This is a genomic window from Bradyrhizobium sp. Kon58 (genome assembly GCF_055807455.1).
Genome location: NZ_JBVVOT010000038.1, coordinates 45329 through 58283 on the forward strand (window position 1 = coordinate 45329; position 12955 = coordinate 58283).

Sequence of the window (12955 nt, forward strand, 5' to 3'; positions counted from 1 at the left end):
CGGCCACTTTCCGCTAAAATGCCCGATCACCGCGCCGATGCATGAGGTCCGCCATGAGCTTCCGCCGCGACACCCTGACAAAGCCGATTTTCTCCTGGGCGCGCGGCGTGCTGCCGGCGATGTCGGACACCGAGCGCGAGGCGCTGGAGGCCGGCGACGTCTGGTGGGACGCCGATCTCTTCACCGGCAACCCTGATTGGTCGAAGCTGCTGAAGGTCCCGCAGGCAACGCTGACCGACGAGGAGCAGGCCTTCCTCAACGGCCCCGTCGACGAGCTCTGCGCCATGCTCGACGAGTGGAAAATCTTTTGGGAATGGCGCGACCTGCCGCCCGATGTCTGGCACTTCATCAAGCGCGAAAAATTCTTCGGCATGATCATTCCGAAGGAGTTCGGCGGCCTCGGCTTCTCGCCCTATGCGCATTCGGAAGTGGTGCGCAAGATCTCGACCCGCTCGATCGCCGCCGCGGTGACGGTGATGGTGCCGAACTCGCTGGGTCCCGGTGAGCTCCTGATGCACTTCGGCACCAAGGAGCAGCAGCAGCGCTGGCTGCCGCGTCTTGCCGACGGCCGCGACATTCCCTGCTTCGGCCTCACGAGCCCCGAGGCCGGCTCTGATGCCGCCTCGATGGTCGACACCGGCATCATCTGCAAGGGCAGCTTCGAGGGCCGGGAGGTGCTGGGTCTGAAGCTCAACTGGCACAAGCGCTACATCACGCTCGGTCCCGTCGCGACGCTGCTTGGCCTCGCCTTCAAGGCCTATGACCCCGATCATCTCGTCGGCGACCAGGAAGAGCTCGGCATCAGCGTGGCGCTGATCCCGACCAACCTTCCCGGCGTCGAAATCGGCAAACGCCATCTGCCGTCGATGCAGGTGTTCCAGAACGGTCCGAATTGGGGCCGCGACGTCTTCATTCCGCTCGACTACGTCATCGGCGGCCAGGCGCGGCTGGGGCAGGGCTGGAAGATGCTGATGACGGCGCTCGCCGCCGGCCGCGGCATCTCGTTGCCGTCGCTCTCCGCCGCCGGCGCCGCCTATGCCGCCCGCACCACCGGCGCCTATGCCCGCATCCGCGAGCAGTTCGGCATCTCCATCTCCAAATTCGAAGGCGTCGAGGAGCCGCTCGCGCGCATCGTCGCGACCGCCTATCAGCTCGACGCGGCGCGACGGCTGACCTGCGCGGCGCTCAATGCGGGGATCCATCCCGCCGTCATCTCCGGCATCATGAAGCTGCACGCGACCGAGCGGATGCGCACCGCGGTCGACGACGCCATGGACATCCATGGCGGCAAGGCCGTGATCGACGGTCCGCAAAACTATCTCGGCAATCTCCACCGTGCCGTTCCTGTCGGCATCACTGTCGAGGGCGCGAATATCCTCACCCGCAATCTCATCGTGTTCGGACAGGGCGCCATCCGCGCCCATCCGTATTTACTCGACGAGATGAATGCGCTTGCCGATGCCGATCGTGAGCGCGGGCTCACCGCCTTCGACAAGACGTTCTGGAAGCATGTCGGCCACAGCTTCGAGACACTCTTGCGCGCGTTCGGCCGGAGCTGGAGCTTTGGTGTCTTCGCGCTTGCACCCGATGCGGGTGACGCCAGGCCATTCTATCGTCAGCTCTCGCGCTACTCCGCGGCGTTCGCCCTCTGCGCCGATATGGCGCTGCTCACGCTCGGCGGCGCGCTCAAGCGCAAGGAGATGCTGTCGGCGCGCTTCGGCGACATCCTGTCCGAGCTGTATCTGCTCTCGGCCGCGCTCAAGCGCTGGCAGGACGAAGGCCGGCAGAAGGAAGACTTTGCCGCGCTCGAATGGTGCATGGCGACAGGCTTTCGAACCATCGAGAACCGGCTTGCGGAGATTCTCGCCAATCTGCCGAACCGCTTCGTCGCAGGCATCCTCAAATTCGTGGTCCAGCCCTTCGGCGCCCGCGTGCTGGGTCCATCCGACCGGGTCGTGCATCAATGCGCAAGCCTCGTGCTGGAGCCGTCGGCTGCGCGCGACCGCCTCACGCCTGATCTGGCTTATGTCGATGACGATGGCGGCTTCGCCCGGCTGGAGCGCGCTTTTAACCTGGTCGCAGGCACGGACGCCATCGCCAGGCGCATGCGCGCGGCGCACATGAGCGACTGGAAGGATGCGGTGGCCAAGGGCGTGATCAGCCAAGCCGAGGGCGAGCAGCTGGCCGCGGCCCGTGAAGCCGTTACAAAAGTAATCGAGGTCGACGATTTTGCGCCGGAGGCGCTGTCGCCGATTTACAAGAAATCCGGCGACGTGCATCAGTTCTTCCAGGAACTCGGTGAACAGAGGGCGGCGAGCTGATGGCACGACCGGTTTTCATCGTCGACGGCAGCCGGACGCCGTTTTTGAAGGCGCGTTCGGGGCCCGGTCCGTTCACGCCGGTCGATCTCGCCGTGCAATGCGGTCGGCCGCTGCTGGCGCGCCAGCCGTTTGCGCCTGATGCATTCGACCAGGTCATTCTCGGCTGCGTCAACGTGATCGCCGACGAGATGAACCCGGCCCGCGTCGCTGCGCTCCGGCTCGGCATGGGCGAGGACATGGTCGCCTTCACCGTGCAGATCAATTGCGGCTCCGGCATGCAGTCGATCGACACCGCCTACCGCTACATCCGCGAGGGCCATGCTGACATGATCCTCGCCGGCGGCACCGAGGCCTTGAGCCACGCGCCGTTGGTCTGGCCCAATTCCGGCGTGCGCTGGTTCGCAGGCCTTGCCACCGCCAAGGGCGTTGCCGCGAAGCTTGCCGCAGCCTTCAAGCTGCGGCCGCGCGATCTCAAACCGATCATCGGCCTGGAACGCGGGCTGACCGATCCCATTACCGACTTGAACATGGGCCAGACGGCCGAAGTCGTCGGCCATCTCTTCGGCATCACCCGCGCGCAGTCCGATGCCTATGCCGCCGAGAGCCATCGCCGGCTCGCGCATGCGCAGGCGGAAGGTTTTCTCAAGGGCGAAGTCGAAACCGCGTTCTCCCGCGACGGAAAATTCTTCGACCATGATGATGGCGTGCGTCCGGACTCGACGGCCGAGACGCTCGCTAAGCTCCGGCCGGTGTTCGAGCGTCCCTGGGGCCAGGTCACGGCCGGCAATTCCTCGCAGATCACCGACGGCGCGTCCTGGGTGATCCTGGCCTCCGACGAAGCGGTCGCCAGGCACAAGCTGACGCCGAAGGCCGTCATCGTCGACAGCGACTGGGCCGCACTTGACCCAAGCATCATGGGTCTCGGTCCCGTGATGTCGGCGACGCCGCTGCTGAAGCGCAACGATCTCACCATCCAGGACGTCCAGACCTGGGAGCTCAACGAAGCCTTTGCCACCCAGGTGCTCGGCTGCCTCGCCGCCTGGAATGACGACAAATTCTGCCGCGAGATCTTGGGGCTCGATGGCGCTGCCGGCGAGATCGACCGCGAAAAACTCAATGTCGATGGCGGCGCTATCTCGCTCGGGCATCCCGTCGGCACCTCCGGCAATCGCATCGTGCTGCATCTCGTCAACACGATGAAGCGGCTCGGCACGCGGCGCGGCGTTGCCACCGAATGCATCGGCGGTGGGCTCGGCGGCGCCATGCTGATCGAGGCGGTGTGATCATGGATTCCAGGATCATGACCGCGCTCGTCGACCGCGTGCTGGAGCTCGGGCCCAAGCCCGCTGCCGATGGTCCCTACAAGCACTTCAAGCTGACGCGCGACGCCGACGGCGTCGCCTGGCTGCTGTTCGATCGCACTGACGCCAGCGCCAACACGCTGTCCTCGGACGTGATGGAGGAGTTCGACTCGGTTCTGGCGGCGATCGAGACCGAGCGTCCGGCCGGCCTCGTGATCCGCTCCGCAAAACCGTCGGGCTTCATCGCGGGCGCCGATGTCAACGAATTCCGTGGCGCCAGCGATGCCGGGATGGTGGAGACGCGGATCCGCGCCGCCCATGCGGTGGTCGATCATCTGGAAGCGCTGAAGCTGCCGACGGTCGCGGTGATCCACGGCTTCTGCCTCGGCGGCGGGCTCGAAGTCGCGCTCGCCTGCCAATCGCGCATCGCAATCGACGGCGCGCGCTTCGGCTTCCCTGAGGTGATGCTGGGCCTGCATCCCGGTCTCGGCGGCACCGCGCGTTTCACCGCGCTGGTCAATCCGACCCAGTCGATGGCCCTGATGCTGACCGGCCGCACCATCGATGCCCGCCGCGCCAAATCGCTCGGCCTCGTCGACACCGTGACGCAGGAGCGCCACGTTCGCAATGCCGTCAAGGATGCGCTGTTCGGCCGGCTCAAGCAGGCGCGGCCGAGTTTTCTGACGCGTGCGGCGAATTTCGGTCCGGTGCGCGGGCTGCTGGCCAGGCGGATGCGATCGGAGGCGGCGAAGGCCGCGTCCCGCGAACATTATCCTGCACCTTACGCGCTGATCGATCTCTGGGAGACCCATGGCAGCAGCAAGGCCGCGATGCTCAGGGCAGAGCAGGCCTCGTTCGCCAAGCTGATGGTGACGCCGACCGCGCAGAATTTGATCCGCGTGTTTTTCCTGCGCGAGCAGATGAAGAAAGCGGCAGGCTCCGGCAACACGATCAAGCATGTCCACGTGATCGGCGCCGGCGCCATGGGCGGCGACATCGCGGCCTGGTGCGCGGGGCAGGGGCTGCGCGTCTCGCTCGCCGACATGAAGGCAGAGCCGATTGCGGGCGCGGTCAAGCGCGCCGCCGAGCTCTACGGCAAGATCGTCCGCAAACCGACCGAGGTGCGCGACGCGCTCGATCGCCTGATCCCCGACATGGACGGGGAGGGTGTTCGCAACGCGGATCTCATCATCGAGGCGGTCCCGGAGAAGCTCGAGCTCAAGCAGAAGGTCTATGCCGGCCTCGAGCCGCGGATGAAGCCGGGCGCGATTCTCGCGACCAACACGTCGAGCATTCCGCTGCAGGATTTGCGCACCACGCTGGCGCGGCCGGAGCGGTTGGTCGGCCTCCACTTCTTCAATCCGGTGTCGCGGTTGCAACTGGTGGAAGTCGTCAGCCACGACGGTAACGATACGCAGGTGCTGAAGGAGGCCCTCGCTTTCGTCGGCGCGATCGATCGGCTGCCGTTGCCGGTGAAGAGCTCGCCGGGCTTCCTCGTCAACCGCGCGCTGACGCCTTACATGCTGGAAGCGATGGTGATGCTGGACGAGAAGATCGATCAGCGCCTGATCGACGCCGCCGCGGAGCAGTTCGGCATGCCGATGGGGCCGATCGAACTGGCCGACCAGGTCGGGCTCGACATTTGTCTCGACGTCGGCGACATGCTGCGCAGCAAGTTCGGCGATCTGCTGCCGCCGACGCCGGCCTGGCTGCGCGAGAAGGTCGCCAAGGGCGAACTCGGCCGCAAGACCGGCAAGGGTTTTTACGTCTGGCGCGACGGCAAGGCCGAAAAGGCCCCGTTGCTCGAGACCGGGCCGCGCGTCACCGACCAGATGATCGACCGCCTGGTGCTGCCGATGTCCAACGTCTGCGTCGCGGCGCTTCGCGAGGGTATCGTCGACGATGCCGACATGATCGATGCCGCCATGATCTTCGGCACCGGTTATGCACCGTTCCGCGGCGGCCCGTTGAACTATGCGCGCACGCGTGGTGTGGATCATGTCGTATCCACCTTGCGCGCGTTGGCCGGAAGATTCGGCGAGCGCTTTGCGCCGGATCCGGGCTGGGATAACTTCAAGTGAGCAGTTTCAAGTAAGCAATCTTCAAGTGAGCAATCCTCAAGTGAGAGTGGCATGAACGAGCAAGCCAATGCCGGGCCGGGCGGCGATCTCTGCATTCGCACGCTGGCGATGCCTGCCGACACCAACGCAAACGGCGACATCTTCGGCGGCTGGCTGCTCAGCCAGATGGACGTCGGGGGCGGCGTGTTTGCGTCAAAGGTCGCGAAGTCGCGCACTGTGACCGTCGCCATCGAGGCGATGAATTTCCGCAAGGCCGTCTATGTCGGCGATCTCGTTTCGGTTCACGCCAATCTCGTTCGCGTCGGGCGCACGTCTGTCACCGTGCATCTGGAAGCATGGGCGCTGCGCCGCGGCGAGCAGCAGCCGTTCCTCGTCACCGACGGCAACTTCACCTACGTGTCGATCGACGAGCACGGCCGCCCGCAGCCGGTTCGCCCGACCGACACCGCGATCGCGACGTAATCGCGCGCGGCGTTGCGCCTCATCTCAGGTGCGGCGCCGCCAAACGCGGCGCGACTGAGTCACGGCGCCGCGGCTTTGCCAAGAACCAGTCATAAAACGGATGAGGTCCCGGCGTACTCCATCGCGTGTCGATCCGGGGTGGAAACGGCGTCAAAATGCCCAGGAACCTTTGGGCAGAACTGCCGTTATTTGCCCGCACTGAGGAATCCACGGACCATGCCGGACAGCTACATCATCGAAGTCGATTCGCAGACCGCAGGTATCGTCGTTCGTTCCCAGGGAGGCTACTGCTTTTTCGCCTCATCCAACCGCTTCAACCGTCTCGAAGGCCAGCTCTTCCGCAACGCCCGCGAAGCCGAGCGCGCCGCGCGCAAGCTGGTTAACGGTGATGTGAAGGAAGCGGCGTAGTCGTCCTGGGCATCTGGCCGCGCGTAGCGCGAGAGGTGGGAATCTTTTGCCGCCAGCTCTGCCTTCCCTTCTTCCCTTGTGGGAGAAGGTGGCGCGTAGCGCCGGATGAGGGGTCGCCTCCGCAAATTCCACTGCGAGAGATTCGTTCTCGGAGAGAAACCTCACCTAACTTCGCTTCGAGCAGTTACCCTCTCCCGCAAGGGGAGAGGGAAGAGCCGTTGTTCACAACTTCGTCGCCGCCCGCGAGAGCAGCTTCCAGTCGTCGCCCTGCTTCTGCCAGTTCATCAGGATATGAAGATTGGTCGGCACTTTCTTCCCATCGGCCGCCATCTCCTGTTCCGCCACCCAGTGGAAACGCACGATCGCAGCGGGGCCGACGACCTTGATGGTCGGGTCCTTGTATTCGATCGACAGGAATTTGGATTTGCCGTCGGTGGCGTTGGCGACGAAGGTCGCCTTGTCCTCGACCTTGCCGCTGGAATGGCTGTAGCTCACCTCGTCGGCGCAGAGTGCGCCGAGCGCCTTGGGATCGGCCGCGATCTGGGCGAGACGGAACGCCTCGACCTTCTTCGCCACGGCTTCCTCGTCCGCCGAGGCCGCCAGCACCGGTGTCGTGAGCGCTGAAACTGCAAGCGTGGAGACGGCAAGAGCTGGGACGGCAAGAGTCGAGAGAGCCAGATCGCGTCGGTTGATCGTCATTGTTTCCTCCTTTTTGATCTTGCACGGAGTGTTGCAGCCGCGCGCGACTTTGTCGAGTGTCGCGTAGTGGTCATGCACGTGCGTCATTGCGCGATTGGCGCTGTATTGATACGGCTTTCGTATTGATGCGTCATCTATTCGGGAATGTACGGACATGATCGAGGCTATCGGCAGAGAGACGGGAAGGGCGTTGCTGTTCGACATCGACGGTACGCTCGCCAACACCGATCCGCTGCACCTGAAGGCCTTCAACCAGGTGCTTGGCCCTCGCGGCCATGTCTTCGATCACGCGCGCTTCTCCAGGGAGCTGCAAGGCTTCGCGAATGTTTCGATCGGCGAGCGCTTTCTACCCGACGAGGCGCCGGCGCAGCGTGCCTTGATCCTCGATGAGAAGGAGGAGGTCTTCCGCGAGCTCGTCGCCGGGCAGATCGAGCCGCTGCCGGGCCTGATGGCGCTGCTCGACAGGGCGGATGCGGCCGGTATTCCCATGGTTGCCGTGACCAACGCCCCGCGGCTCAATGCGGAGCTGCTGCTGTCCGGCCTCGGCATCACGGACCGCTTCAAGGCGCTCGTGATCGGCGCCGAGCTGTTGCACGGCAAGCCGCATCCGCTGCCTTATCAGGAAGGGTTGCGCTTTGCCGGCGCCAGCGCGATGGCCTCGATCGCGTTCGAGGACTCCCGCACCGGCGTGCAGTCGGCCGTAGCGGCCGGCATTCCGACCATCGGCATCCGGACCAGCCTCAGCCATGCTGATCTCGTCGCCGCCGGGGCTATCGCCTCCGCCAGCGCCTTCGACGATCCCGATCTGCTGGCGCGCCTCGCCGCCGCCATGGCGTGGTGAGGACCTTCGTCCGTTAACCGTGATCGGCGCGCGCATTGACCGAACGCGCGAACCGCCGCACCATGCAGCTTCCTGACTTGAGGCCATCGCCGTGACCGGACTGACCCATCGCCAAGCCGAAATTCTCAACATCGCGCGCGCCTCGGGCCGCGTCATGGTCGAGGAGCTGGCGCGCCGGTTCGAGGTTTCGGCGCAGACCATCCGCAAGGATCTCAACGATCTCTGCGAGCGCCGCTCACTGACCCGCATCCATGGCGGCGCCATCATCGCCTCCGGCGTCGAAAACCTCGCCTATGAGGCACGGCGCTTCGTCGCCGCCGACGAGAAGAAGGCGATTGGAGCTGCGGCCGCCTCCCTGATCCCGAACGGCTGCTCGCTCTTCATCAACATCGGCACCACGACCGAGGAGGTCGCGAGCGCGCTGACCTCGCACGAGGACCTCCTCGTCATCACCAACAATCTGAACGTCGCCATGCTGCTCTACCGCCATCCCCGCATCGAGGTGGTGGTCGCCGGCGGCACGGTACGACGCGCCGACGGTGCGGTGGTCGGCTCGACCGCGACGCAGCTGATCGGCCAGTTCAAGGTCGACTACGCCATCATCGGGGCTTCCGCGATCGACGAGGAGGGCGCGCTGCTCGACTTCGACTATCGCGAGGTGCAGGTGGCGCAGGCCATCATCGCCAACGCCCGCAGCGTCATGCTGGTCGCGGACTCGACCAAGCTCCGCCGCAGCGCGCCGGTGCGCATCGCCCATATCAGCCAGATCCAGACCTTCGTCACCGACCAGGAATTGCCCGAGCGCCTCGCCACCATCTGCCACGGCAAGGGCATCGAGGTGATGGCGGCGATGCCGAAGGGAGCGGACATGGATGATGCGGCAGCGGACCCGCCGCAGGAAGCGGCACCCGTCGTGCGCCTGCGATAACGGCGGGTTCTTAGCTGGCTGCCTGTTCCCACGGGTTTATCAGCGGCACGCCGGTCGGTTCGAAGTCGCCCACATTGCGCGTAACGATCGTCAAGCCGTGAACAAGGGCGGTTGCTGCAATGAGAGCGTCGCGTTCGGCCCGTGGGTTGGGAACGTGAAGTTGCGCGCAGCGCAGCGCGACGGCCGTATCAACGGCCAGGATTCGATTTTCAAAGCGAGCCAGAATGTGATTGTCGATCCAAGCTCGCAGGACTGCACCTCGCGCGGCGTCTTTGCGCTCGATCAGGCGTGCTCCGAGTTCGATTTCTAATATCGAGATGGCGGAAATGAAGAAGTCCGCCGCCGGACTTGCATTGGCCCATGCTGCGACATTGCGATGAGCTTTATCTGGCCGCCTCAGTTCGGAAATTACATTGGTGTCCAGCAGAAACATCAGTCGAGATCAGCGGGCTTGAAAATTCGGCCGGCAACGCGGGGCGGATCGAAATCGAAGTCCGTCTCTGCCTGCCCCAATGCTTCAGCAAGGCTCATGTGCCCGCCAGTCAGACGCAAATAGTCTTCGATCGTCAGCAGGACATGGGCGGGCCGACCACGGTCAGTAATAAAGACCGGTCCCCGCGAAGCTGCTTTTTTTGCGCCGCTGGTATCGTGATTGAACTCTCGGCTGGTGAGACTGGTCACCATTGTTTGCGCCTCCCGATCAGCCGCATTCCCTGATGGATCATATGTAGGCACGTAACTACATTCAAGCCTTTTGGAGCGTCGCTCGTCCGCGGCTCTGCCCGAGGCGGTGCTGTTTTTTCGTTCGCGCTGCTCACTTAAAAGTTCCGCTTTCACTTCCTTCCTCCCCTCTTTCATCTTGCTTTCGTTTTCTGGTGTGATCTAATCAAAAGCGAAAGTAACCGCTCGATTGAACGGGCGGTCGCCGGGGGATGCGTCTGTTGGAGCGTATTTTCGACCTCGCCATTATCGGAGGCGGTGTTAACGGCTGCGGCATCGCGCGCGACGCGGTGGGCCGTGGCAACACGGTTTTCCTGTGCGAAATGAACGATCTGGCGAGCGGGACGTCGTCCTGGTCGACCAAGCTGGTGCATGGCGGCCTGCGCTATCTCGAATATTACGAGTTTCGGCTGGTCCGCGAGGCGCTGATCGAGCGCGAGATTCTCTGGGGCATCGCGCCCCACATCATTCGCCCCCTGCGTTTCGTTTTGCCGCACCATGCGGGCCTGCGGCCGGCCTGGCTGCTGCGCCTCGGCCTCTTCCTCTATGACCACATCGGCGGCCGTCATCTGTTGCCGGCGACGCGCTCGGTCGACCTTGGGCGTGACGAGGTCGGCCGCCCGCTGATCCCGAACCGCTACGGCCGCGCGTTCGAATATTCCGACTGCTTCGTCGACGACGCCCGTCTCGTCGTGCTCAACGCGCGCGATGCCGCCGACAAGGGCGCCGAGATCCGCACCCGCACGCGCGCAACGGATATCAAGCAGTCGGACGGCATCTGGACCGTCAGCATGATCGACACGCTGACCGGCGCGCGTTCGTCGATCCAGGCCCGTGCGCTGGTCAATGCCGGCGGTCCCTGGGTCGAGGATGTGCTCGGCCGCGGCGCTGGCGTCAACGCCAAAGCCAAAGTGCGCCTGGTGCAAGGCTCGCACATCGTGGTCAAGAAGCTCTACGACCACGACCGCGCCTACATGTTCCAGAATGCCGATGGTCGCATCATCTTCGTCATTCCCTATCAGGACGATTTTACGCTGATCGGCACCACCGACCGCGACTATGACGGCGATCCCGCCAAGGTGAAGGCGACGGCCGAGGAGATCCAGTATCTCTGCACGGCGGCAAGCGAATATCTGGCCAAGCCTGTCACGCCCGATGACGTGGTCTGGACCTATTCCGGCGTGCGTCCGCTCTACGACGACGGCGCCAGCGAAGCCAAGGCCGCGACGCGCGATTATGTGTTCGAGCTCGACACGCCCGGCGGCGTGCCGCTGCTGTCGATCTATGGCGGCAAGATTACGACCTACCGTCGTCTCGCCGAGGAGGCGCTGGAGCGGCTCGCGCCCTATCTTCGCAGTGCGAAAGCGCGCGAAGGCTGGACCGGCAAATGGCCGCTGCCCGGCGGCGACATGGGCGTGTCCGATGTCGACGGCCTGATCGCCGAGCTTCAGCGCGGCTATCCCTTCCTCAGCCACGAGCATGCGCGGCGCCTTGCGCGCGCCTATGGCACGAGGGCGATCAAGCTGCTTGGGGATGCGAAATCGGCGGCCGATCTCGGCCAGGCCTTCGGCGCGACGCTGACCGAGCGCGAAGTCCGCTATCTCATGGCCAACGAATGGGCCGTTACCGCCGACGACGTCGTCTGGCGCCGTTCCAAGCTCGGCCTGCGACTAAGTGCCGACGAAATCGCGGCGCTTGACGACTGGATCAGGACCCACGCCGTGCAGCAAAGTCCCCTGCTGGAAGCGGGAGGACGCTCATGACAGTGACACTCGACCACGTGACCCGGACTGTCGACGGTATCCCACATATCCGCGACGTCTCGCTGACGCTCGAGAGCGGCACGCTCAACGTGCTGCTCGGGCCGACGCTGTCGGGCAAGACCTCGATCATGCGGCTGCTCGCTGGCCTCGACAAGCCGACATCGGGCAAGCTGCTGGTCAACGGCAAGGACGTCACCGGCGTCGACGTGCGCCAGCGCTCGGTCGCCATGGTCTATCAGCAGTTCATCAACTACCCCTCGCTCACGGTCTATGAGAACATCGCCTCGCCTTTGCGCGTGCAGGGCAAGCCGCGCGCCGAGATCGAAGCGCGTGTCGCGGAAGCCGCCCGGCTGCTCAGGCTCGAGCCGTTCCTGAAGCGCACGCCGCTCCAGCTTTCCGGCGGCCAGCAGCAGCGAACTGCGATGGCGCGCGCGCTGGTGAAGGGCGCCGACCTCGTGCTGCTCGACGAGCCGCTCGCCAATCTCGACTACAAGCTGCGCGAGGAGCTGCGCACCGAGCTGCCGCGCATCTTCGAGGCATCCGGCGCGATCTTCGTCTATGCCACCACCGAGCCGACCGAGGCGCTGCTGCTTGGCGGCAACACGGTGTGCATGTGGCAGGGAGAGGCGCTCCAGATCGGCGAGACGCCGAAGGTCTACCGCCGCCCGCAGACCTTGCGCGTCGCGCAGGTGTTCTCCGATCCGCCGCTCAACCTCGTCGGCATCGAGAAGAAGAACGGTTCCGTGCAATATGCGGGCGGCATTGCGGCGCCGGCGTCCGGTCTCTATTCCTCGCTCGCGGACGGCGCCTATCGCGTCGGATTTCGCGCCCATCAGCTCGCGCTTGCCAATGGCGAGACTGACCGCCACGCCTTCCATGCCACGGTCACGGTGACCGAGATCACCGGTTCGGAGAGTTTCGTGCATCTGACCCGCGACGGATCAAACTGGGTGGCGGTGCTGCATGGCGTACACGAGTTCGAGCCCGGCCAGACCCTCGATGCCGTGCTCGATCCCAACGACGTTTTTGTTTTCGATGCTGCCGACCGGCTGGTCGCGGCACCCGGCCATACCTGAGGGAGATGCGACATGGCCCGCATTGACCTCGTCGATCTCGCCCACTCTTACGGCGGCAATGATGCCCCGCAGGATAGCTTTGCTCTTAAGCCTGTCACCATGACCTGGCGGCAGGGCGGCGCTTACGCGCTGCTCGGGCCGTCCGGCTGCGGCAAGACCACGCTGCTCAACGTCATCTCCGGCATTATCACGCCGTCGCGGGGGAAAATCCTGTTCGACGGCGAGGACATCACACCGCTGTCAACCCAGAAGCGCAACATCGCCCAGGTGTTCCAGTTTCCGGTGATCTACGACACCATGACGGTGGGGCAGAATTTGGCGTTCCCTCTGAAGAACCGCGGCGTGCCGAAGGCCG

The 12955-nt window shown here is 64.6% G+C and carries 13 protein-coding genes; 10 read left to right on the top strand and 3 right to left on the bottom strand.

The features are described from left to right. The first annotated feature begins 53 nt into the window (after window positions 1–53). The 5 genes from AC0L20_RS35550 to AC0L20_RS35570 all read left to right on the top strand — a co-directional run bounded on the left by AC0L20_RS35550 (window position 54) and on the right by AC0L20_RS35570 (window position 6573). Window positions 54–2321 (top strand): acyl-CoA dehydrogenase, encoded by a 2268-nt coding sequence (locus tag AC0L20_RS35550; RefSeq protein ID WP_473295062.1) that lies wholly within the window; start codon window positions 54–56, stop codon window positions 2319–2321. Further along, complete coding sequence (locus tag AC0L20_RS35555) at window positions 2321–3604, top strand: acetyl-CoA C-acetyltransferase (RefSeq protein WP_473295063.1); 1284 nt, start codon at window positions 2321–2323, stop codon at window positions 3602–3604. The genes AC0L20_RS35550 and AC0L20_RS35555 overlap by 1 nt, the downstream gene beginning before the upstream one ends. 2 nt (window positions 3605–3606) lie before the next feature. Next, window positions 3607–5703 (top strand): 3-hydroxyacyl-CoA dehydrogenase NAD-binding domain-containing protein, encoded by a 2097-nt coding sequence (locus AC0L20_RS35560; RefSeq protein WP_473295064.1) that lies wholly within the window; start codon window positions 3607–3609, stop codon window positions 5701–5703. A 51-nt stretch (window positions 5704–5754) separates the two neighbouring features. Further along, window positions 5755–6165: an acyl-CoA thioesterase gene (locus AC0L20_RS35565; protein WP_473295065.1), complete on the top strand. Its 411-nt coding sequence runs from the start codon at window positions 5755–5757 to the stop codon at window positions 6163–6165. Between the two features lie 216 nt (window positions 6166–6381). Then, on the top strand, window positions 6382–6573 hold the full coding sequence (locus AC0L20_RS35570) for a hypothetical protein (protein WP_007595173.1): 192 nt from the start codon (window positions 6382–6384) through the stop codon (window positions 6571–6573). A 222-nt stretch (window positions 6574–6795) separates the two neighbouring features. Here AC0L20_RS35570 and AC0L20_RS35575 read toward each other — a convergent pair whose 3' ends face one another. Further along, window positions 6796–7272, bottom strand: coding sequence for a nuclear transport factor 2 family protein (locus AC0L20_RS35575; RefSeq protein WP_027516360.1), 477 nt, complete (start codon window positions 7270–7272; stop codon window positions 6796–6798). 154 nt (window positions 7273–7426) lie between these two features. On the opposite strand from AC0L20_RS35575, the gene AC0L20_RS35580 reads away from it, so the two are divergent. Further along, window positions 7427–8113, top strand: a complete 687-nt coding sequence (locus AC0L20_RS35580; protein ID WP_473295066.1) for an HAD family hydrolase — start codon at window positions 7427–7429, stop codon at window positions 8111–8113. Between the two features lie 91 nt (window positions 8114–8204). Continuing rightward, the gene (locus tag AC0L20_RS35585) at window positions 8205–9041 is read left to right on the top strand and encodes a DeoR/GlpR family DNA-binding transcription regulator (RefSeq protein WP_456765642.1); all 837 of its coding nucleotides are present in this window, start codon (window positions 8205–8207) and stop codon (window positions 9039–9041) included. A gap of 10 nt (window positions 9042–9051) precedes the next feature. On the opposite strand, the gene AC0L20_RS35590 is transcribed toward AC0L20_RS35585, so the two are convergent. After that, window positions 9052–9474, bottom strand: a complete 423-nt coding sequence (locus AC0L20_RS35590; protein ID WP_473295067.1) for a PIN domain-containing protein — start codon at window positions 9472–9474, stop codon at window positions 9052–9054. Then, complete coding sequence (locus tag AC0L20_RS35595) at window positions 9474–9725, bottom strand: type II toxin-antitoxin system prevent-host-death family antitoxin (RefSeq protein ID WP_456765640.1); 252 nt, start codon at window positions 9723–9725, stop codon at window positions 9474–9476. The genes AC0L20_RS35590 and AC0L20_RS35595 overlap by 1 nt, the downstream gene beginning before the upstream one ends. A gap of 248 nt (window positions 9726–9973) precedes the next feature. Here AC0L20_RS35595 and glpD point away from each other — a divergent pair, with 248 nt between their 5' ends. The 3 genes from glpD to AC0L20_RS35610 all read left to right on the top strand — a co-directional run. Next, the gene (gene glpD / locus AC0L20_RS35600) at window positions 9974–11524 is read left to right on the top strand and encodes a glycerol-3-phosphate dehydrogenase (protein WP_027568536.1); all 1551 of its coding nucleotides are present in this window, start codon (window positions 9974–9976) and stop codon (window positions 11522–11524) included. After that, the gene (locus tag AC0L20_RS35605; protein WP_473295068.1) at window positions 11521–12600 is read left to right on the top strand and encodes an ABC transporter ATP-binding protein; all 1080 of its coding nucleotides are present in this window, start codon (window positions 11521–11523) and stop codon (window positions 12598–12600) included. Before glpD ends, AC0L20_RS35605 begins: the two co-directional genes overlap by 4 nt. A gap of 12 nt (window positions 12601–12612) precedes the next feature. After that, window positions 12613–12955, top strand: a 343-nt coding sequence (locus AC0L20_RS35610; RefSeq protein ID WP_473295069.1) for an ATP-binding cassette domain-containing protein, incomplete at its 3' end; no start/stop codon positions are given.